The following is a 21,044-nucleotide window of genomic DNA, read 5'->3' as shown; positions in this document are numbered from 1 at the left end:
GGTCAGCACCCGCGGGCGCGACGGTGTTCCGAGCGACGGGAGAGCGCTCCGGCACCGCGGTCGGGCGCGGCCGTCGCGGAGGCGGGTGACGACCGGCCTGTGGCGCCGAGTCGAGCGGGCTCGGGTCGAGCGGGCCCGGGCACCGAGCGCGTCAGGGCGTCTCGGCCCAGTCGCGGCTGAGGGCCCACGCCGCGGCGCGCAGCCGCGGGTCGTGGACCGCCGCCGGGGCGGGCGCCGGGGTGCTGCGCCTGCAGTACAGGCCCGTGCCGGTCACCTCGGGATCGGTGGCCAGGCGCAGGGTGGAGGCGGCGCCCTGCTCGGGCGTCAGCAGGACCCGGTGCAGCAGCGGGCGCAGCGGGCGCAGCCAGGTGGGCACCAGGTCGTCGACGATGCCGGTGCTGACGATGCCGGGGTGCACGCAGTTCACGGCGACGCCGTCAGCGGCCAGGCGGTGGGCGAACTCCAGCGCGCACATGGTGGTGAGCAGCTTGGCGCGCGCGTAGGCCTCGAAGGCGACGAAGCCCTCGGCGGGGTTGATCCGCCTCAGGTCGACCAGCTGCGCTGGATCCAGGCGCACCGGGCGGGGCGAGCCGCCCAGCTTGAGGGTGCGGGTGTCGTTGACGGTGTCGGAGACGACGTCGACGACGCGGGCGCCGACGCCGCCAGCCGCCACGCCGTGGGCCGGGCCGGTGCCCGCCGCGGCGGCTGCGCGCAGCTGGTCCTGCAGCAGGTACGTCAAGGTGAAGCCGGCGAGGTGGTTCACGGCCACGTGGCGTTCGACGCCGTCGGCGCTCAGGCCGCGGGTGCGGTAGTGCGCACCGGCGTTGTTGACCAGCAGGTGCAGCTCGGGGTGCTCGGCCTTGACGCGCTCGGCGAGGGCGTGCAGGTCCGCCCGCACGGACAGGTCCCCGGTGAGGACCTGCACGCGGTCGGCGCCGACCTCGCGGGCGATCTGCTCGCGCAGGTGCCGGCCCCTGCTCGCATCGCGCGAGACGGTCAGCACGTGCGCTCCGGCGCGGGCCAGCTCGGTGACGACCACCCGGCCCATGCCGCCGGTGCCGCCGGTGACCAGCGCCGTGCGCCCGCGCAGGTCGACGCGCACCCGGTGCCCCGCGGCACCGGCGGCGCGGGACGACGGGGCGGAGCGGTCGGCGTTCACGCCGCGATCCGAGGGGTGCGGTGCACGAAGGCGCCTGCGGCCGCCTCGTGCACGAGGAAGTCGGCCAGGTCCGCTCGGGTGATCGAGGAGGTCAGCGTGATGCGCAGGTCCTCACCGGTGCGGTAGCGGCCGGTGGGGGCCCCGTCCTTCAGGGCGGGCGGGCGCACGACGGTCCACTCGACGCCCGAGGCGCGCACCAGCTCCTCCATCGACTCCTTGTCGCGCATCTTGTGCGCCTCGACCGCCCACAGCGCCAGGCAGTACGGCGAGCGGTCCCGGCTCTCGGCCGCGCCGTGGGCGCTGACCACGATCAGCCGGCGCGCACCGGTGCGGGCCATCGACGCCAGCGCCGAGCCCACCACGTCGGTGCACGCGGTGCTCGGCCCGCGCCCGGTGGGTCCCAGCACGCTGACGACCGCGTCGAGGGGCCCGATCACGGCGTCCAGCGCTCCGCGGGCGCCGGGGTCGGCGACGACGACGTGCCGCACGCCCCGCTGCCCGTCCTCCGGCCCGTCCTGCGGCACGTCCCCCCGCACGCCGGTGCGCGGCGGCGGCGCCGCGGCTCGGCGCACGACCGCGGTGACGGCGCGACCGCGTCGAGCGGCCACCTCCAGCACCGCGCGGCCCGTGCGCCCACCGGCACCGAGGAGGACGATGCGCCCCACTTTTGAGTCACTTTGTCTCATAGAAGGAGCATGGCGCTCGCCCACTTACGAGTCAAGATGTCTCATACGCTGGCGGGGTGAGCGCCCCGACCGATCCGCGCGCCCGGCGCAGCCGCCAGGTGATGCTGGGAGCCGCCCGGGACCTGCTGCGCGAGCACGGACCCACCGCGGTCACCCACCAGCGCGTGGCCGAGCGGGCGGGCGTGGGCCGCGCCACGGTCTACCGCCACTGGCCCACCGCGCAGGCGATGCTCGCCGAGACCATGGCCGGCGCGTCGCTGCCCTTCTTCGCCGATCCGCAGGTGCCGGTGCGCCCCTGGCTGCTGGCCCGGCTGCGCGTGCTGGCCGACGAGCTGCTGCTGCCCGAGGTCGTGGCCGTCACCGTCACCCTCGTCCACGGCGCCGTCTGGGACGAGCACGGCGCGCAGCGGCGCGACGCCTCGGCCGCGGCCGCCTCCCGCCAGCTGCGCGCGGCGCTGCAGCTCGCGGTCGACTCCGGCGAGCTGCGACCGGCCCTCGACCTGGCCGACGCCGCGGCCCTCGTGCTGGGCCCGCTGCTCTACCGCAGCGTCCTCGAACCCGGCCGGCTCTCGGATGCGGCCCTGGAGCGCCTCGCCGACGCCCCGGGCACCTGGCGCACCGACCCGCGGGAGTGACCCCGCACCGAGCCGCTCGCACCCGCGCGCGACGTCGCAGCGCCCCGGTTCGGCAGGCGGCCCCGGTCGCCGCCCCGGCCGGGAGCCGCGGGCGCGCCGGTCAGCGCCCGGGCAGGGGCAGGTCCTCGGGCACGCGGTGCGGGCCGGCCACCGCCGGGCGCGGGCCGTCCTGGGGGTGCAGGTGCACCGCCACCAGCGCCACGTCGTCCTCCGGCTCCGGCGGCAGGAGGCGGTCCAGGATGCCGTCGCACAGGTCGTCGAGGTCGGCGCCGGCCAGCTCCGCGACGACCGAGCGCAGGCGCGCCAGGCCCTCGTCGAGGTCCTGCCCGCGCCGCTCGACGAGGCCGTCGGTGAACAGCAGCACCGTGCTGCCGCGCGCCAGCTCCGCCCGCTCGTCGCGGCGCGGCACCTGCGGGTCGATGCCCAGCAGCAGGTCCGGCTCCTCGCCGTCCAGCTCCACCACCGAGCCGTCCGGGCGCAGCAGCACCGGCGGCGGGTGGCCGGCGTTGGACCAGCGCAGCCGCGTCACCCCGCGCTCGGCGTCGGCCGGGCCCTGCTCCAGGCGCGCCACGACGGCCGTGGCGGTGGTGGCCACCGCCAGCCCGCGCATGGTGGCGTCCAGGGTGGACAGCACCGCCGCCGGGGAACCGCCGCTGGAGTAGGCGATGCCGCGCAGCAGGCTGCGCACCTGGCTCATCGCGGCGGCGGCGTCCACGTCGTGGCCCATGACGTCGCCGATGACGAGGACGGTGCCGCCGTCGGGCTGCAGGAAGGAGTCGTACCAGTCGCCGCCCACCTGCACCGCGCGCGCCGCCGGCCGGTAGCGCACCCGCACCTCCAGGTGGTCCGGCTCGACCGGCGCGGTCAGCAGGCTGCGCTGCAGCCCCTCGGCGACGTGCTGCTGCTGCGCGTACAGCCGGGCGTTGTCCAGCGCCAGGCCCGCGCGGTCGGCGACCTGCTCGGCGGTGCGGCGGTCGGCCTCGTCCAGGGGACCGGCGGCCGCGTCGCGGTACAGCGTCAGCAGCCCCAGCAGCCGCCCGCGGGCGCGCAGCGGCAGCATGTACGTCGACTCCGGCGCCAGCCGCTGCAGCAGCGAGCGGGCCGGCTCGGCCAGCACCCCGCTCAGCCGCTGCGTCGCGCCGGCGGGGATGGCCACGGCCTGCTGCTGCGGCAGCGCCCGCAGCAGCGGGGAGTCCGGGTGCAGCCCCTCCAGGCGCACGCGGCGGTACTGCTCGGCGACCCCGCGCAGCGCCGGGTCGCCGTGCCAGGAACCGACGTCGCCCAGGGCCCCGGTGTCGTCGACGAGCGTGACGACGCACCAGGTGCCGAGCACGGGCACGACGTGGCGGGCCAGGCGGGCCACCGCCTCGCGGGCGTCCAGGGTGGAGCTCAGCTCGGCGCTGACCCCGGCCAGCAGCTCCAGGCGCCGCGCGGTGGCCTCGGCCTCGCGCTGGGCGGCGCGGCGGGCGCCGACGTCGAGGAAGTACACCGACAGCCCGTCCGGGTCGGGCCAGGCGCGCAGCTCGTACCAGCCGTCCAGCGGCGGCGGGTAGTGCGCCTCGAACGTCACCGGCTCACCGGTGGCCGCCGCGCGGCGGTACTCGCGCTCGAAGGCCGTGCCCGCCGCGTCGGGGAACAGCTCCCACAGCACCCCGCCCAGCAGGTCCTCGCGGCGGCGGCCCAGCAGCCGCTCGGCCTGGGCGTTGACGTAGGTGAAGCGCCACTCGCGGTCCAGGGAGTAGAACGCCGCGGGCATCGTCTCCAGCACGCGCGCCACGCGCGCGTCGCTGCCGCGCTCGACGGTGGTGTCGTAGGAGGCGCCCACCAGCCGCAGCGGCGTGCCGGCCGCGTCGCGCACCACCTGCCCGCGGGCCTTGACCCAGCGGGTGCCGGCGGGGTGCAGCACCCGGTACTCCACGTCCAGCAGGCCGTCGCCGGCCACCGCCGCGGCCACCGCCTCGCGCAGGCGCGGTACGTCGTCGGGGTGCACGCGCGCCTCGAAGGCCTCGACGCTGCCGTCGAACTCGGCCGCGGCGTACCCGACCATCTCGAGCATCCGCTCGTCCCACGTGAGCAGGCCGGTGAGCAGGTCCAGCTCGAAGCTGCCGACGCCGCCGGCGGCCACGCCCATGCGCCAGCGCACCCGGTCGGCCTCGTGCTGCACCGACAGCGCCGACAGCTGCAGCTCGCCGACGGCCACGGCCGCCAGGTCTTGCAGCAGCTCGACGTCGGAGCGGCTCCAGCAGCGCGGCAGGGGGTCGAAGACGGCCAGCACGCCCACCGCGCGCCCGTCGGTGCCGGTCATGGGCACGCCGAGGTAGGCGCCGAGCACGCCGGAGGCGACCGCCGGCAGGTCAGCCCAGCGCGCGTCGGCGCGCGCGCCGGCGACCACGAGCGGCTCGCCGGCGCGCGCGGTGGCGCTCAGCAGCTCCTCGACGGGGGCCTGCAGGCCGGCGGCGCCGCCCGCGCCGGTGGGTGCGCCGTCGCGGGTCAGCTCGGCGCGGCCGGAGGCGGCCGACAGGGCGCGCGCGGCCAGGGTGGCCAGGCGCTGCAGCGCCGGGTGCGGCGCGGGGGCGCGCAGCACGGGCGCGACCGACCCGCCGGCAGGGGGGTCGGCGTCCCGGCCCGTCGCGGGCGTCGCCTGCATCCAGCACACCTTCGAGCGCGCGCCGGGCCCTCCCCGACGCTCCGACCGTGCACGGTGCCGACAGCGGTCGTCACCCGTCGTCACAGGATAGGGGGACGCGGCGCCCGGGCGCGGGTGTCCGGGACGACTCCTACCCTGACGGGCGCAGGACCCGCACCGGCGGGCCCCGCCGAGCGGAGGTGGGAGCGTGCGAGGTGACCCCAGCCGGGACCCCTTCCGGCCGGGCCGGGCCGAGCCGCCCGCCGCGCGCCCGCAGCGCGAGGAGGTCCTGCGCGTGCTGCGGCTGTTCCGCCCGCACGTGCGCACCCTGTCGGTGGTCGGCGCGCTCATCGCGCTGGCCGCGCTGGCCGGGGTGGCGGCCCCGTTCCTGCTGCGCGAGGTCGTCGACGTCGCCCTGCCCCGCCAGGACCTCGGGCTGCTCGCGGCGCTGACCGGCGGGCTGGTGGCGATCGCCGCGGTGAGCACCGCCCTGGACGTGGTGCAGGGGCTGCTGACCACCCGCGTCGGGCAGGCCGTCATGCACGGGCTGCGCACCTCCCTGTACGCGCACCTGCAGCGCATGTCGCTGGGCTTCTTCGCCCGCACCCGCACCGGCGAGGTGCAGTCGCGCATCGCCAACGACATCGGCGCCATGCAGACCGTGGTCACCAGCACCGGCGCCGAGCTGGTGCAGAACCTGGCCACCGTGGTCGTCACGGCCGTGGCCATGCTCGCCCTGGACTGGCGCCTGGCGCTGTTCTCCTTCGCGGTGCTGCCGCTGTCGGTGTGGCTGAACCGGCGCGTGGGCCGGCTGCGCCGGCGCATCACGGCCCAGCGCCAGCGCCGGCTGGCGGAGATGTCCGCCACCGTGGAGGAGACCCTGTCGGTCTCGGGGATCCTGCTCACGCGCACCACCGGGCGCACCCGCGAGGTCGTCGAGCGCTTCACCGGCCAGTCCGAGGGGGTGGCGCGCCTGGAGGTCGGCTCCGAGATGGCCGGGCGCTGGCAGTGGTCCCTCATCACGCTGACGATGGCCGCGGTGCCGGCGCTGACGTACCTGCTGGGCGGCTGGCTGCGCGGCACGGGCACCGCGCTGAGCATCGGCACCCTCGTGGCGCTGGTGACCCTGCAGGCGCAGCTCTTCCGGCCGCTGGGGGCGCTGCTGCGCATCCTGGTGCGCCTGCACGCCTCGATGGCGCTGTTCACCCGCGTCTTCGAGTACCTCGACACGCCCCCCGAGGTGGTCGAGCGGCCCGGCGCGGTGGAGCTGGTGCGCCCGCGCGGGCGGGTGGAGCTGCGCGGGGTGGGCTTCCGCTACCCCGGCGCCGAGCGCCCCGCGCTGAGCGGCGTGGACCTCGTGGTGCCCGCGGGCACCTCGCTGGCGGTCGTGGGGGCCACCGGCTCGGGCAAGACCACCCTGGGCTACCTGCTGGCGCGCCTGTACGACGTCGACGCCGGGGCGGTGCTGATCGACGGGCACGACGTGCGCGACCTCACCGCCCGCTCGCTGGCCGAGGCGGTGGGCGTGGTCACCCAGGAGACGTTCCTGCTGCACGCGAGCATCGCGGAGAACCTGCGCTTCGCCGCGCCCGGCGCCACCGACGAGGAGCTGCGCCGCGCGCTGCGCACCGCGCAGGTCGACGCCGTCGTCGACGCGCTGCCCGAGGGCCTGGACACCGTGGTCGGCGAGCGCGGCTACCGCTTCTCCGGCGGTGAGAAGCAGCGCCTGGCGCTGGCGCGCGCGGTGCTGCGCGACCCGCCGGTGCTGCTGCTGGACGAGGCGACCAGCGCCCTGGACACCCGCACCGAGCGGGCCGCGGCCGCCGCGCTGCGCGACGTCACCCGCGGGCGCACCACCGTGACCATCGCGCACCGCCTCTCCACGGTGCGCGACGCCGACCAGGTCGTGGTCCTGGAGCAGGGGCGCGTCGTCGAGCGCGGCACGCACGAGGAGCTGCTCGCGCTCGGCGGGCGCTACGCCGAGCTCGTGGCCGCCGACGCCTCGCTCGCGGCGGTGGAGGAGCCCTCGGCCTGAGCCCCGGCGCGGGTCCCGGCGCGGGTCCCGGCGCGGGTCCCGGCGCGGGTCAGGGCGCGGGGTCGCGCGGGCCTCAGCGCCGGCGGGCGGCGTCGAGCAGTCGGGTGGTGGCCGCGACGACGTCGTCGACGTCGGCGGGCACCTCGCCGATGGACGAGCCCGCCCACAGCCCGTCGCCGACGAGCTGCACCACGCGCGAGAGGACGCGGTCGCCGACCTCCTCCTCGATGGCCGCGCGCCAGTCCTCGGTGGCCGCGGCGAAGACGGCCGCCGCGCGCGCGTCGCCGACCTGCGCCAGGTGCAGCACGGCCACGCCGGTGCGCGAGAGCGGGTCGTCCTGCTGCACGGCGGAGGTGCGCAGGTAGTAGTCGACGGCGCCGCCGGGGGCGGCGCGCATGCCGCGCACGTCCTCGGCGGCCAGGGCGCGGAAGCGCTCCAGCAGGCCCTCGACGAGCGCGTCCTTGGTGCCGAAGTGGTAGAGCAGCCCGCCCTTGGACACGCCCGCGGCGGCGGCGACGGCGTCGAGGGTGGCGGCGCGCACACCGGCGGTGACGAGCAGCTCGCTGAAGGCGTCCAGCAGCTTCTCGCGCGTGGTGGGAAGGCTCGGCACGTCCCGGAGGTTAACCGGAGGCGGGCTGTTCCGGGGGGGCGGGTCAGGGGGCGGGCGGGCCGCCCCCGCGCCCCGGCGCCCCCCGGGCGCCCCCCCCCCCGCCCGCCCCCGCCCCGCCCCCCCCGGCCAGGAGGAGCGGTGGCGCCGGTAGGCGGCCACCGCCAGGTCGCGCGGGTCCAGGCCGGTGGCGTCCACCACGCTCCACAGCACCGCCTGCAGCAGGTCGTCGAGCACGTCGCGGCGCGCGGCGCGGCGCTCGGCGCGCCAGCGCCGCACCGCCTGCACCGCGGTGGTGGCCACCGCCAGCAGCGCGGTGAGCACCACGAGCGCCGTCACGAGCGCGGGACCGGCGTCCCACAGCCGGGCCCGCTCCAGCGCCAGCAGCGCCCCGGCCGCGGCGGCCAGCACCGCCAGCCCCACGTCCACCAGGAACCGCCGCACGCGCCCCTCCACCCCGTCGAGCGCCCGCGCGGGTTCGGGGCGTGCGCGCCACCCTAGGCAGCGGCCCGGACAGGTCCCCGCCCGCGGGCGGGGGGTGCTCAGACCACCGCGAGGCGGCGCCCGGCGCCGGGCCCGGCGGTCAGTTCGACAGAGGGGCGCCGGGGGCTGCGCAGGACCCCGCGGGCCGCGCGGTCCCGCTCCACCTCGGCCAGCACCCGGCGCCAGGTGCCCCAGTGCAGCCGGCGCCCGGGCAGGTGCAGGTTGTACGGCGCGTCGAAGTACACCCGCGTCCACGCCGCGTCGGCGTCGCGCACGGCACCGACCACGTCGGGCTTGTCGTCGATGAGCACGTCCGCCGCGGCCGACAGCAGCGTCTTGTCGCGGGTGAGGACCACGCGGTCCGTCCAGCCCGCCCCGAGGTGCTCCTCGACCCACTCGAACTTCTCCAGCACGCAGTGCCGGTAGGCGCGCAGCGGAGCGGTGCAGATGCGCACGTCGTGGCCGTCGGCCAGCATCGCGTGCAAGGCCTGCACGGCTCCGGGGATCACCGGCAGGTGGCGGAAGAAGCCGGGGGCGGCCGAGACGGCGCGCACCCGTTCGTGCCACTCGGGCGCGTAGTCGTCCTCGATCCAGTACGACGTGGCGCGCGTGCGCGGGTGGTGCGGCGCACCGGGGTGGGCGGCGGTGAAGCCGGCGTCGAAGCCGCGGCCGAAGTCGGCGAGCACCTGGTCCTGGTCCACGAGCACGAGCACGCGTGGTCCCCCCTCCGGGACGTGTCCGGGTGGTGCGGGCCGTGGCGGCCCCCCGCAGGCTCATCGGCACGTCGGGCGCCGCGGTGGAGCCCGTCCGGGCGGCCGCGCCGACAGGCTGCGCCCGTCACCGGTTCCCCTCGCGCCGCCCGTCACGGCTCACCTGGTCGCGATAACCACAACTTACGTGCGAAGGCTGATGACCGCTCCCCGGCGACGCCCCGCAGCGCTGGTCACCCTGCCTCGGCGCGCACCCGGGTCGGGCTGCGCCTCGCGGGGGTGGCGCTCAGCATGGGGCGGTGGCGCGCCCGTCCTGGGGCGGCCGGTCGGGAGGCGGGGCGTGGACCAGCAGGACGAGCACGAGCGGAGCGGGCGGGGCGCGCCCGGCGCGGGCGAGGGCGCGGAGGTCCCCGGACCGGGGCACCCCTCCCCGCCGGCGGCCGCGGCCGGCGTGGATCCGCTCTCCGCGCCCGGTCCCGCGCGCCGCGCCCACGCCGCCGGGGGCGGGCCCGACGTGCCGGGCGAGGAGGACTTCGCGCCGCTGCTCGCCGACGCCGGCGAGTCGCTCGCCGGGGCGCTGCCCGGGCACGAGGACCCCACCGCCCGCGAAGCGGTCCCCCTGATCGGCACCGACTACGGCACGGCGGCCACCGGGGTGCCCGCCGAGGAGGACCTCGCACCGGAGGTGGCCGAGGAGGCCGAGCGGCGCCTGGCGCGCGAGACCGGACGCACCGAGCCCTGAGAGGACCGGCCGGGGGCGCCGGGCCGGCTCACGGCGCCGCGGGCAGCACCGCCCACACGCCCAGCGCGTAGCGCACGCCGGGGCCGACCGTCACGCTGACCCGGCGCGGCACGCCGGTCCGCTCGACCTGGTAGCCGCCGCTGGCCGCCTCGCCGCCGGCGGTGCACCTGGAGGCGACGCCGTACTCGCGCTCCTCGGGCGGGGCGACGGGCCGCGCGACGGGCGGCGCGTCCAGCGCCTCCCCCGGCGCCTCCCCCGGCGCCTCCTCGACGTCCTCCCCCGGCGCCTGCCCGAACTCCTCCTCCGGCGCCTCCTCCGCGAGATCCCCCGGCGGTTCCTCCGGCAGCAGCCCGGAGGGCCCGGCGCCGGGGGCGGCGTGCAGGGCGACGATCCACTGCTGACCGAAGTCCTCGCCGCCGCGGAAGCCCCGCCTGGTGACGGTGGGCGCGTCCAGCTGACGGCACGACAGCGCGACGACCACGGAGGTGGCGCCGGTCAGGTCGGGCAGGTCCAGCTCGAGCGGGCCGGTGCGCAGCTCGTCGAGCACCGCGGTGGCCTCCCGCACCAGCTCCGGGGCCTCCTCGGGGTGCTCCTGCCAGCGCGCGACGACCGACGTGACGGGCGCAGCGGGCGCAGCGGGCGCGCGCCCCGCTGCGGCGGGCGGGCCGGCGAACGAGGGGGTGCAGGCGGCGACGACCAGGACGGTGAGCGCCGCTCCGGCCGGCGCGAGCGGCCGGCCGGTCCCGCGCGGGCGCGGCACGCGCGGGTCCGTGCTCGCGGTCCGGTGCCCGGGGCGGGGGTGCGAGCCCGGGCGGCGCCGGCGCTGGCGGTGCATGCCACGTCATCCTGCCAGCGCACGAGGCCGCGGCGCGGGAGGACCGCGCGACGCGCCGCAGCGGCCGCGGGGCGGGTGCGCCGCTACGGGACGGGTGCGCCGGTCGGCAGCAGGCCCATCGCGCGCGCGGTGCGCACCGCCACGAGGCGGTCACCCACCCCGATCTTGCGGTAGAGGTGCTCCAGGTGCTTGTGGACGGTGCGCGGGGAGGTACCGAGCCGGTGGGCGATGGCCCGGGCGGTCAGCCCGTCGGCCAGCAGCGCGAGCACGGCCGTCTCCCGGGCCGTCAGGCCTGCGGCGGCAGCACCGTCGGCACCGGGCGGTGCCGCCCTCGCGAGCACGTCGTGCTGCGCGAACAGCGCGCTCAGCGCGGGCTGCACCAGGTGCGCGAGCGCCCACTCCCGCTCGTCGTAGTCGTGCCCCGGGCGGGTGAGCACGTACGCCCTGGCCCCGTCCGCGTCCAGCAGCACCGGCAGGGAGAGCTGGGCGCTCAGGCCGAAGGGGCGCAGCACGTCCTGCCACGACGCCTGCAGCCGGCGGTCGGCGACGCCGGGGGGCACGCGGCCGAGGGTCTGCGGCCCGGTGCTGAGCGTGAGCGCGTACCAGCGCAGCAGGGGCTGGCGGGTGGCGTCCGGCGGTCCGCCCGGTGGCGCGTCCGGCAGGCGGCCGACGGGCCAGCACCGCTCGACGCGGTCGACCCAGGTGGGACCGACCGCGTGGAAGGTGCAGCACTCGGCCTCGAAGGAGCTGCGCAGGAGGGCGACGACGTCCTCGTGGGGGAAGCCGCGCGGTCGCGGCGCGCGCTCGAGCAGGGCGTGGACCAGGTCGACCCACGCCGCCAGGGAGTCGTGCTCGACGCCCACGGCGGGATGCTACGCACTACGCAGGGTTGCGCATACCTCTCGGCGGGCACCGGCAGCAGGATGTGGCGCTCGGGGGGCACCGGGCTCGCGGGGTCGGTCGGGGGGCGGCGCGGCCTGGCGGGCCGGGCCCCACCGCAGGCACCGGGCTCGCGGTGCCGGTCGCCGGGCCGCGACGAGGAGGCCCGGGCCGCCGCAGGCACCGGGCAGGACCGCGAGGACGCGAGGGGGACGTCGTGCGCGCACCAGGGAGCGGACCGGGCACCGCGAGCCGGCGGGGTGGGACCGTGCGCGCTGACGAGGTCGACGGCCTGCCCCGCGACACCCCCGCCGAGGTGGTGCGGTACGCCGCCGGACCGGGGCGCACGCCGCCCGGCGACCCGGCGCTGGGCACGCGCGTCGAGCGCACCCGGCGCGGCACGCCGCGGCACTGGCTGGTGGCGATCGGCGACTCCCTCACGCACGGGTTCCAGAGCGGGGCGGTGTGCACCACCGACCTGTCGTACCCGGCCGTCATCGCCCACGAGCTGGGCTGGGAGGGTTTCCGCAGCCCGCAGTACCCCGCCCACGGCGGGCTGCCGCTGAACCTGGAACTGCTCCTGCGCGACCTGGAGCAGCGCTTCGGCGCCGACCTGGACCTGTGGGAGGTGCCGCTGGCGCTGTTCCGCGCCCACGACCTGCTCGACGAGATCGAGGACCACTGGGAGCGCGGGCCGGGGCGCGATCCCGCGCCGGCGGGGCGGCCGCTCCAGCACGCGCTGGCCGTGTACGGCTGGAACCTGCACGACGCCCTCACCCGCACCGCCGGCACGTGCGCCGCGGAACTGGCCGAGCCGCGGGACGACGTGCTGCGCCAGGTCGTCCAGTCGCACGCGCAGCGCGCGGCGCTGCGCGTGTACCCCGGCGACCCGGCGTCGGCGGGCAAGACGTTCTTCGACGTCGCCCGGGAGCTGGGTGCCGAGCACGACGAGGACACCGACGCCGGCATCGAGACGCTCGTGGTGATGCTCGGCTCCAACAACGCGCTGCGCACCGTGTGCGACCTGCGCCTGCGCTGGACCGGCGAGGACGGCGCGCCACCGGTGGACGAGGACGCCTGCACGATGTGGGCGCCCAGCCGCTTCGGCCGCGACCTGGAGCGGGTCGCCGAGCAGGTCGGCTCCATCGAGGCGCGGCACGTGGTGTGGAGCACCGTCCCGCACGTCACCATCGCGCCGCTCGCGCGAGGCCTCGGCACCAAGGTGGCCCCGGGGTCGCGCTGCTTCCCCCACTACGCGCGCCCGTGGACGAGCCCGCAGCGCTTCGACCCGCAGCGCCACCGCCACCTGACCGCCGCGCAGGTGCGCGCCGTCGACCACGGCGTGGACATGTTCAACGAGCGCATCGAGCAGGTGGTCGAGCGCGGCCGGCGCGGCGGCTGCGACTGGTACCTGTTCGACCTGTGCACCCTGCTGGACCGGCTGGCCAGCAGGCGCTACGTCGAGGACCCCGACGCCCGGCCGCCCTGGTGGAGCCCGTACCCGCTGCCGGCGGAACTGGCCCGCCTCGACCCGCCGCCGGACACGAGGTTCCTGTCCGGCGACGGCCGCGGGGGCAGGGCGACGGGCGGGTTGTTCTCCCTCGACGGGGTGCACCCGACCACGGTCGGGTACGGCCTGATCGCCCAGGGGATCGTCGACGTGATGCGCCTGGCCGGGGTGGAGTTCCACCGGCCCGACGGCAGCGTGCGCCCCGACCCGGTCACCGTCGACTTCGCCCGGCTGCTGCGCCGGGACACCCTGGTCACCCACCCCCCGCAGCTCGTGCCCCCGGCGCTGGGGGCGCTGGAGTGGGCGGACACCGCCCTGGACGCCTTCCGCAGGGCGCTGCCGCTCTGAGCAGGGGGGCGACGCCCCCCGTGGGGCACCGCCAGGGGCCCCCGACCCGAGGAACACCGGAACCGCCACCCGTGAGGAGAGCACCGTGAGCGTCCAGGACCGCACGTCCACCGACGGGGCCACGCCCCCGCCCACCCCGCCCACCCCGCCGAGCACGACACCCACGTCGCTGCACCGGCACGCGCGCACCCACCGGGGCCTGGCGACCACGCCGAGCTCGTCCACGCGCTCGGGGCGCTTCGGGCGGATGTTCCGGCACCTGCCGGTCTTCACCCCCGAGCCGGCGCACCTGAAGCAGCTCGCCGAGAGGATGGTCGTCTCACCCGGGGGGCCGCGCGAGGGCGTGATCCCCGCCGGGTACACCTACCTGGGGCAGTTCGTCGACCACGACATCACCTTCGACCCGGTCTCCAGCCTGCAGCGGCAGAACGACCCCGACGGGCTGCGCAACTTCCGCACGCCCCGCTTCGACCTGGACTGCCTCTACGGGCGCGGGCCGGCCGACCAGCCGTACCTCTACGAGCAGACCGACGGCGTCACGACGTTCCTGCTCGGCGACGCGGTGGGCACCGGACCGGGCGGGGACCTCGCGCTCGGCCGGGACCTGCCGCGCAACGGACCCCGCGAGAGGGGCGGCAGCCCGAACTTCTTCTCCCGCGCGCTCATCGGCGACCCCCGCAACGACGAGAACCTGCTGGTCTCGCAGTTCCACCTGACGATGCTGCAGTTCCACAACCGCGTCATCACCGACCTCGCCGCGACGTCCGGCCTGACGGGCGACGACCTGTTCAAGGAGGCGCAGCGACAGGTCCGATGGCACTACCAGTGGGCCGTCGTGCACGACTTCCTGCCGCGCATCGTCGGCCAGGACGTCGTCGACGACGTGCTGCGCACGGAGGGCTTCGTCGCCGGCGGGCAGACCTTCGCGTTGACCAGGCCGCACCTGCTGTTCTACCGGCCCGGTCACGACGCGTACGTGCCGGTGGAGTTCGCCGTCGCCGCCTACCGCTTCGGGCACTCGATGGTGCGCGGGCGCTACCACATCAACGACTTCGTCAAGCAGGCGCGCGAGGGTGCCGGCCAGGGCCCCATCCCGACGTTCGGCCCCGAACCCACGAGCGAGCAGGACGAGCTGAACACCCTCAACGGGTTCCGGCGGCTGCCCCCGTTCTGGGGGGTGGAGTGGCACCACCTCTTCGACGGCCTGCCGGGATCGGCCGAGCAGCGCCAGCTCAGCCTGGCCGTCGACACGAACCTGGCGCCGCTGCTCGGCCAGCTGCCGTCCCGGGTCACCGACGGCGAGCCGCGCTCGCTGGCCGAGCGCAACCTCCTGCGCGGGGCGAGCATGGCCCTGCCCGACGGGGCCACCGTGGCCGAGGCCATGGGCATCCCGGCGCTGTCCCCGTCGGACCTGGGCATCGACGACCTGCCGGCGGACGTGCGGGCGCACCCGCCGCTGTGGTTCTACGTGCTCAAGGAGGCCGAGCTCGGCGGCGGCGAGCGCCTGGGCCCCGTGGGCGGCCGCATCGTCGCCGAGGTGCTGCTCGGGCTGCTCGTGGCCGACCCCACGTCCTACCTCGACGTCGCCCCCACCTGGCAGCCCACGCTGCCCCGGCTGGCGACCAGCACGACGTTCGACGTGCCGTCGGTGCTGGCGCACGCGAAGGGCCTGAGCGACGGGGGCTGAGGGGCTGCGCGCGGCCCGGGAGCGGGAGCCGGGGACGGCCGTGGTGGCCGGCTCGCACGTGCGGGCCCGCGCGCGCGGATCCCCGGGACCCCGTCCCGGGACCGCCGTCCTCACCCCGGACCGATCCGGTGACGGCCACGTCGACGCAGGAGGCACCGCCATGTCCCACGAGCGCGTCCCCCACCCGGACGGCGACGACCCGGTCGCAGCGCAGGCCGGTGACGAGCGGGGAGGAGCCGCTCCCGGGGGCGACGTGGCGACCGTCGACAGCAGGGCCGTGGTGGGTAGCGCCGCCACCGCGGGCAGCGCGGCCGTCGTCGGCAGCGCCGCGGTGATCGGCAGTGCCGGCGTCGCGCTCAGCCTCGGCGTCGTGGGCAGCGCCGGCATCGTCGCCGGCCTGGCCGACGTCGGCTGCACCGCGTGCGTCGCCTGCGTCGGGTGCGTCGACTGCGTGGGGTGCGTCGGGTGCATCGGCTGCTCGGGTCTGCGCGGAGCCGTGGGTGCCGTCGGGGTGCGGCGGCGGTAGCCGGGGCGGCGGGGCCCCGCCCGCCACCACGGGCGAGGAGGACCGGCGCTCGACCGTCCTGGCGCCCGCCCGCGCGGAGGGGCTGCCGGTGCGTCCGCCCGCCCGGCGCGGGACGGGGACGCGACCGGCGCCGCCTCGATCGACACCTCCCGCGCCGTGGCCGCCGACCGCTGCGACCTCGTGCTCGTGGCCCCGCCCGGCCGTGGCGGGCGTTCCAGCGACGACGGCTCGCGAGCCGGGGCGGGTGGTCGGCCACGCGTCGTCCCACGGGGCTCGGCACGGCAGCCGGCAAGAGCGAAGGCCCAGGTCAGAGACCTGGGCCGACGTGTCCGAGGGGGGACTTGAACCCCCACCCTCTATACGAGGACTAGCACCTCAAGCTAGCGCGTCTGCCTATTCCGCCACCCGGACGAGTGGTCCTCGCACGCCGCTCGCGGTGTGCTCGGAACGCTGGAAACCGTAGCACGGCGAGGGCCCCGGACGAGCACGGGCCCGCGCCGCCGGGACCGAGCGCGCGGCGGGGCCGGAGCCCCGAGGAGCCGGCGGCGCGGCGGGCGGCGGAGCGGGCGGCGGAGCGGGCGGCGCGGCGCGCGGCGCACCGTCGGGAGGCGCCGCCGCCCAGGACCGTTAACCTGATCCCTCGCCGCGACAGCCGAGCCGGCCGGCCCGCCCGGGCCGCTCCCGGTCCGGCCCACCGCGCGGCTCGGGACCGAGGATGCGGGGAAGCCCTTGAACGACACCACAGGCCGGGACTCGCTGGGCAACTCGACCTTCCGTCCGGCCAACGCAGCCCTGCTGTCGGTGTCGCACGTGGAGGCGCCGGTGGTCGTGCCCTCCTCCCGCTTCGACGAGGAGCTGGCGCCGACCCTGGAGCGGCTGCGGCTGCAGCCGGGGCTGCTGGAGAAGGTGGCCGGGGTCAGCGAGCGCCGCTGGTGGGCCGAGGGCCAGAACGCCGCCGACGTGGCCGCCGAGTGCGGGGTCAAGGCGCTGTCGGAGGCGGGGGTGGACGCCGCGGACGTCGGCCTGGTGATCAGCACCACGGTCACGCGCCCGCACCTGGAGCCGGCCATCGCCACCGCCGTGCACCACGGGATGGACCTGCCGGCCTCGGCGATGAACTTCGACCTGACCAACGCCTGCCTGGCGTGGGTCAACGGCGTGCAGGTGGCCTCGGCCATGATCGACGCCGGGGCGATCCGCTACGCGGTCGTCCTGGGCGCGGAGGACGTGCGCAGCATGCACCGCGGCACGATCGCCCGGCTGCAGCGCGAGGGCGTGACCCGCAAGGACTTCCTCAACGAGTTCGCCACGATGACGCTGGGCTGCGGCGCGGCCGCCGCCGTGATCGGCCGGGCGGACGAGCACCCGGAGGCGCACCGCGTGCTCGGCGGGGTCACCCGCGCCGGCACCGCGCACCACGAGCTGTGCATCGGCGACGCGGACCACATGCGCACCGACGCCAAGCTCATGCTCACCGAGGGCATCGAGATCGTCGCCGACGCCTTCGCGGGCGGGGACCGGCTGTGGGGCTGGCGCGACGCGGACCGCTTCGTGATCCACCAGATCTCCAAGGTGCACACCCAGACGCTCGTGGAGCGGGTGGGCATCGACCCGGCGAAGGTGCCCATGACCTTCCCGCGCTGGGGCAACGTGGGCCCCATCTCGCTGCCGATGACGCTGGCGGCGACGGCCCCGGAGCTCAGCCGCGGCGACCGCGTGATCGCCATGGGCGTCGGCTCCGGCCTGAACACCGCGATGCTCGAGCTGGCCTGGTGAGCGCCCCGGCCGGCCCGCACCGCCGGACCTGCGCGCCGCGGCGCCCGTGGTGAGCGCCGTCGCGCGCCCGGCCTCGCTGCCGCCGGCGGGGCTGCCCGGCCTGGACCCGCGCTGGTCGCGGCTGGTGCAGGCCCCCGACGCCACGGGCGTGCCGCGCACCTGGCACCTGCTGGACACCGCGCCCGGCGCCGGGGCCGGCGAGGTGGCCGGCACGCTGGTGTGCGTCCACGGCAACCCCACCTGGTCGTACCTGTGGCGGCACCTGGCCGCGGCGGCCGGGGCCGCCGAGGTGCCCTGGCGCGTGGTGGCCGTGGACCAGCTGGAGATGGGCTTCTCCGAGCGCACCGGCGTGCACCGCACCCTGGCGCAGCGCACCGCGGACCTGACCGCGCTGCTGGAGGTGCTCGAGCTGAGCGGGCCGGTGGTGGCCGTCGGCCAGGACTGGGGCGGCATCGTCGCCACCGGCTGGGCCGCCGGGGAGCTGGAGCGCGAGCAGGCCGGCGGGCGCCACCGCGCGGACGGCGCGGGCGGGCGCCTGGCCGGGCTCGTGGTGGCCAACACCGCGGCCTCGTACCCGGCCGACGCCCCACCGCCGGGCGCGCTGCGCGCCGCGCTGCTGCCGGGCGTGCTGCCGCTGGTCACGCGCTCCACGGACCTGTTCCTGCGCACGACGCTGTCCCTGCCGCGCCCGCCGCTGCCCGCGGACGTGGTGGCCGCCTACCGGGCGCCGTACCGCACGGCCGCCGACCGCGCCGGCGTGCACGGCTTCGTCGCCGACGTGCCGGTGGGCCCGGACCACCCCAGCCGGCCCGCGCTGGACGCGGTGACCGACGGCGTGGAGCGGCTGCGCGCGGCCGCGGTGCCCGCGCTGGTGCTGTGGGGCCCGCGCGACCCGGTCTTCGGCGAGGCGTTCCTGCGCGACTGGCGCCGCCGCCTGCCGGGGGCGGACGTGCACCGCCTGGCCGGGGCCAGCCACCTGTCGCCGGAGGACCCGCGCTTCGCGCCGGCGGTGCTGCGCTGGCTGGGTGAGCGCGCCGTCGGCGGCGCGCCCGCACCGGCCGCCGAGCACGCCGAGCACGCCGAGCACGCCGAGCACGCCGAGCACGCCGAGGACGCGCAGCGGGCGGCGCCCGAGCACGCGCAGCCCGCTCCCCCGCCCTGGCGGGCGCTGGAGGAGCGCGCGGGCGACGACGGCCCGGCGATCGTGGAGATGCGCGCGCACGGCGCCGGGCGCACCGTGCCGTGGTCGCTGCTGGCGCGGCGCACCCGCGAGATCGCCGCGGGCCTGGACGAGCTGGGCGTGCGCCCGGGCCAGCGCGTCTCGCTGCTGGTGCCGCCGGGCGCGGACCTGACCGCGGCGCTGTACGCGGTGCTGCGCGTGGGCGCGGTGGCCGTCATCGCCGACGCCGGCCTGGGCGTGCGGGGGCTGACGCGCGCGGTCACGGCCAGCGGCGTGGACTGGGTGGTCGGGGTGCCGAAGGCGCTGGCGGCCGCGCGGGTGCTGCGCTGGCCGGGCCGGCGCGTGGCCGCCGGCCCGGTCGACGACGCGGTGCTGCGCGCGGTGGGGGCGGCCACGACGCTCGTGCAGGTCGCCGAGCGCGGCGCGCACCGCCTGGCCGCCGGGGCGGGCCTGCCGCCGGAGCCCGGACCCGCCGCGGAGGCGGCGGTGCTGTTCACCTCCGGCTCCACGGGCCCGGCCAAGGGCGTGGTGTACACCCACGAGCAGTTCGCGCGGGTGGCCGCCGCGCTGGCCCCGGCCACGCGCACCGGCCCGGGTGCACCGCTGGTGACGGCCTTCGCGCCGTTCGCGCTGCTGGGCCCGGCGGTGGGCGCCACCTGCGTCGTGCCGGCGATGGACGTGACGAAGCCGGCCACGCTGACGGCGGCGGCGCTGGCCGACGCGGTCCTGGCCAGCGGAGCCACCTCGGCGTTCCTGTCCCCCACGGCGGTCGTGAACGTGCTGGCCACGGCCGGCGGGCTCGACGAGCGCCGGCGCGAGGCGCTGGCCGGGGTGCGCGAGCTGTCCTCGGCCGGGGCGCCGGTGCCGGCCGCGCTGCTGCGGCGGGTGCGCGAGCTGATGCCGCTGACGGACCCGCGCACCCCCTACGGCGCCACGGAGGTGCTGCCGGCCACCGACGTCGGCCTCTCGGAGGTGCTGGCCGCCGGCGAGGGCGAGGGCGTGTGCGTGGGGCACCCCGTGGCCGGCGTGGTGGTGGGGGTGGCCCCGCTGGACGCCGACGGGCGCGCCGGGCAGGACGTGCTGGCCGAGCCGGGGGTGACCGGCGAGGTCGTCGTGGGCGCCGAGCACGTCAAGGACCACTACGACCAGCTGTGGGCCACGAACGCCGACAGCGTGCGGGTGCGCCCGTCCGCGGAGCTGGCCGCCGCGCTGGGCGCGGGCCGCTGGCACCGCACCGGCGACGTCGGGCACCTGGACGCCGAGGGCCGGCTGTGGGTCGAGGGGCGCCTGGCGCACGTGGTGGTCACCGCCGACGAGGTCGTCACCCCCGTGGGCGTCGAGCAGCGCGCGGAGTCCGTCGACGGGATCGCGCGCGCGGCGCTCGTGGGCGTCGGCCCGCGCGCGGCGCGCCAGCTCGTCGTGGTCGCCGAGGCGGAGGAGGCCGTGACGGGCCCGGTGCGGCGCACCACCGTCGCCGCGCCGCCGCTGGCGCGCGCGGTGCGCGCGGCGACCGGGCGCAACCTCGCCGCGGTGCTGCTCGTGCCGGCCCTGCCCACCGACGTGCGGCACAACTCCAAGATCGACAGGGCGCGGGTGGCCGCCTGGGCCGAGCGGGTCCTGGCCGGCGAGCGCGCGGGGAGGCTGGCGTGAAGGTCCTCGTCACCGGGGCCAGCGGCATGCTGGGCCGCGAGACCGCCCTGGCCCTGGCGCGCCGCCGCGACGCCGTGCGCGTCCTGCAGCGCCGCCCGGCGGGGCTGCAGGGGCTGGAGGAGGTGCTGGGCTCCGTCAGCGACCCCGCGGCGCTGGAGCGCGCCTGCGAGGGCGTGGACGCCGTGGTGCACCTGGCGGCGAAGGTGTCCATCACCGGCCCGCACCGCGAGTACGTCGAGACGAACGTGCGCGGCACCGAGCGGCTGCTGGCCGCCGCCCGCGCCGCCGGGGCGCGGCGCTTCGTGATGGTCAGCTCCCCGTCGGTGGCGCACGGCGGCTCGGCGCTGGTGGGCGAGGGCACCACCCCCGCCGACCCGGCCGCCGCGCACGGCTCCTACGCGATCACCAAGGCGCAGGCGGAGCTGGCGGCGCTGGCCGCCGACGCCCCCGGCTTCGCGGTCGTCGCGGTGCGCCCGCACGTCGTGCTGGGCCCGGGCGACACGCAGCTCGTGCAGCGCATCGCCGACCGCGCCCGCGCCGGCCGCCTGCCGCTGCTGGACGACGGCACCGCCCTGCTGGACACCACGTACGTGGACAACGCCGTCGACGCGCTGGTGGCGGCGCTGGACCGCGCCGAGGACGTGCACGGGCAGGCGTTCGTCGTCACCAACGGCGAGCCGCGCACGGTCGCGGAGTGGCTGGCCAGCGTCTGCGAGGCCGCCGGGGTGCCCGCGCCGAGCCGGCGGGTGCCCTCCGCGGTGGCGAAGGTCGCCGGCAGCGTCGTGCAGCGCGTCTGGACGGGCCTGCGGTTGGCCGACGAGCCGCCCATGACGCGCTTCCTGGCCGAGCAGCTGTCCACGGCGCACTGGTTCGACCAGCGCCGCACGCGCGAGGCCCTGGGCTGGGCGCCGCGGGTGCCGCTGGAGGAGGGCTTCCGCCGCCTCGCAGCGGGGTTCGAGCCCCGTTAGCG

Annotated in this window: 16 protein-coding genes and 1 tRNA gene; 9 read left to right on the top strand and 8 right to left on the bottom strand. The window is 77.9% G+C overall.

The features are described 5' to 3' along the window. Positions 1-151: 151 nt before the first annotated feature. Together ACRYMN_RS07185 and ACRYMN_RS07180 are read right to left on the bottom strand one after the other, a co-directional pair. Positions 152-1,159 (bottom strand): SDR family NAD(P)-dependent oxidoreductase, encoded by a 1,008-nt coding sequence (locus tag ACRYMN_RS07185; protein ID WP_432493461.1) that lies wholly within the window; start codon positions 1,157-1,159, stop codon positions 152-154. Continuing rightward, complete coding sequence (locus tag ACRYMN_RS07180) at positions 1,156-1,845, bottom strand: NAD(P)-dependent oxidoreductase (protein ID WP_432493459.1); 690 nt, start codon at positions 1,843-1,845, stop codon at positions 1,156-1,158. Before ACRYMN_RS07180 ends, ACRYMN_RS07185 begins: the two co-directional genes overlap by 4 nt. A 56-nt stretch (positions 1,846-1,901) precedes the next feature. On the opposite strand from ACRYMN_RS07180, the gene ACRYMN_RS07175 reads away from it, so the two are divergent. After that, the gene (locus ACRYMN_RS07175; protein WP_432493457.1) at positions 1,902-2,480 is read left to right on the top strand and encodes a TetR/AcrR family transcriptional regulator; all 579 of its coding nucleotides are present in this window, start codon (positions 1,902-1,904) and stop codon (positions 2,478-2,480) included. A 100-nt stretch (positions 2,481-2,580) separates the two neighbouring features. Here the strand turns inward: ACRYMN_RS07175 and ACRYMN_RS07170 are convergent, their stop codons facing one another. Beyond that, the gene (locus ACRYMN_RS07170) at positions 2,581-5,127 is read right to left on the bottom strand and encodes a SpoIIE family protein phosphatase (protein ID WP_432493455.1); all 2,547 of its coding nucleotides are present in this window, start codon (positions 5,125-5,127) and stop codon (positions 2,581-2,583) included. Positions 5,128-5,314: 187 nt separating this feature from the next. Here ACRYMN_RS07170 and ACRYMN_RS07165 point away from each other — a divergent pair, with 187 nt between their 5' ends. Next, entirely contained in the window at positions 5,315-7,141 is a 1,827-nt protein-coding gene (locus ACRYMN_RS07165) for an ABC transporter ATP-binding protein (protein ID WP_432493453.1), read from the top strand. 73 nt (positions 7,142-7,214) lie between these two features. Here the strand turns inward: ACRYMN_RS07165 and ACRYMN_RS07160 are convergent, their stop codons facing one another. Both ACRYMN_RS07160 and ACRYMN_RS07155 read right to left on the bottom strand, forming a co-directional pair. Continuing rightward, positions 7,215-8,192 (bottom strand): TetR/AcrR family transcriptional regulator, encoded by a 978-nt coding sequence (locus tag ACRYMN_RS07160; protein WP_432493451.1) that lies wholly within the window; start codon positions 8,190-8,192, stop codon positions 7,215-7,217. Between the two features lie 98 nt (positions 8,193-8,290). Continuing rightward, complete coding sequence (locus ACRYMN_RS07155) at positions 8,291-8,944, bottom strand: 5' nucleotidase, NT5C type (protein WP_432493449.1); 654 nt, start codon at positions 8,942-8,944, stop codon at positions 8,291-8,293. Between the two features lie 337 nt (positions 8,945-9,281). Between ACRYMN_RS07155 and ACRYMN_RS07150 the strand changes: the two genes are divergently transcribed. Continuing rightward, entirely contained in the window at positions 9,282-9,683 is a 402-nt protein-coding gene (locus ACRYMN_RS07150) for a hypothetical protein (protein ID WP_432493447.1), read from the top strand. 28 nt (positions 9,684-9,711) lie between these two features. Here ACRYMN_RS07150 and ACRYMN_RS07145 read toward each other — a convergent pair whose 3' ends face one another. Together ACRYMN_RS07145 and ACRYMN_RS07140 are read right to left on the bottom strand one after the other, a co-directional pair. Continuing rightward, entirely contained in the window at positions 9,712-10,443 is a 732-nt protein-coding gene (locus ACRYMN_RS07145; RefSeq protein ID WP_432493445.1) for a hypothetical protein, read from the bottom strand. A gap of 158 nt (positions 10,444-10,601) precedes the next feature. Further along, positions 10,602-11,381, bottom strand: a complete 780-nt coding sequence (locus tag ACRYMN_RS07140; RefSeq protein ID WP_432493443.1) for a helix-turn-helix transcriptional regulator — start codon at positions 11,379-11,381, stop codon at positions 10,602-10,604. A 284-nt stretch (positions 11,382-11,665) separates the two neighbouring features. On the opposite strand from ACRYMN_RS07140, the gene ACRYMN_RS07135 reads away from it, so the two are divergent. The 3 genes from ACRYMN_RS07135 (at position 11,666) to ACRYMN_RS07125 (ending at position 15,468) form a co-directional block, all read left to right on the top strand. Further along, positions 11,666-13,255, top strand: coding sequence for an SGNH/GDSL hydrolase family protein (locus tag ACRYMN_RS07135; protein ID WP_432493441.1), 1,590 nt, complete (start codon positions 11,666-11,668; stop codon positions 13,253-13,255). Positions 13,256-13,340: 85 nt separating this feature from the next. Then, on the top strand, positions 13,341-14,942 hold the full coding sequence (locus ACRYMN_RS07130; RefSeq protein ID WP_432493439.1) for a peroxidase family protein: 1,602 nt from the start codon (positions 13,341-13,343) through the stop codon (positions 14,940-14,942). 160 nt (positions 14,943-15,102) lie between these two features. Next, positions 15,103-15,468 (top strand): hypothetical protein, encoded by a 366-nt coding sequence (locus tag ACRYMN_RS07125; RefSeq protein ID WP_432493437.1) that lies wholly within the window; start codon positions 15,103-15,105, stop codon positions 15,466-15,468. A 326-nt stretch (positions 15,469-15,794) separates the two neighbouring features. On the opposite strand, the gene ACRYMN_RS07120 is transcribed toward ACRYMN_RS07125, so the two are convergent. Next, positions 15,795-15,879, bottom strand: a tRNA-Leu gene (locus tag ACRYMN_RS07120). 318 nt (positions 15,880-16,197) lie between these two features. Between ACRYMN_RS07120 and ACRYMN_RS07115 the strand changes: the two genes are divergently transcribed. The 3 genes from ACRYMN_RS07115 to ACRYMN_RS07105 are packed head-to-tail and all read left to right on the top strand — an operon-like array spanning position 16,198 to position 21,042. After that, positions 16,198-17,244, top strand: a complete 1,047-nt coding sequence (locus ACRYMN_RS07115) for a 3-oxoacyl-ACP synthase III (protein WP_432493435.1) — start codon at positions 16,198-16,200, stop codon at positions 17,242-17,244. A 49-nt stretch (positions 17,245-17,293) separates the two neighbouring features. Further along, positions 17,294-20,074 carry an alpha/beta fold hydrolase gene (locus ACRYMN_RS07110; RefSeq protein WP_432493433.1) on the top strand — a complete coding sequence of 927 codons (2,781 nt, stop codon included), beginning with the start codon at positions 17,294-17,296 and terminating at the stop codon, positions 20,072-20,074. Continuing rightward, positions 20,071-21,042 carry an NAD-dependent epimerase/dehydratase family protein gene (locus tag ACRYMN_RS07105; RefSeq protein ID WP_432493431.1) on the top strand — a complete coding sequence of 324 codons (972 nt, stop codon included), beginning with the start codon at positions 20,071-20,073 and terminating at the stop codon, positions 21,040-21,042. The genes ACRYMN_RS07110 and ACRYMN_RS07105 overlap by 4 nt, the downstream gene beginning before the upstream one ends. Positions 21,043-21,044 lie beyond the last annotated feature (2 nt).

It is taken from the genome of Kineococcus gypseus (genome assembly GCF_050871305.1).
Taxonomy (GTDB): Bacteria; Actinomycetota; Actinomycetes; order Actinomycetales; family Kineococcaceae; genus Kineococcus; species Kineococcus gypseus.
Note: the sequence above shows the minus strand (reverse complement) of the source record. Positions and strands in the feature narration are given on the sequence as shown.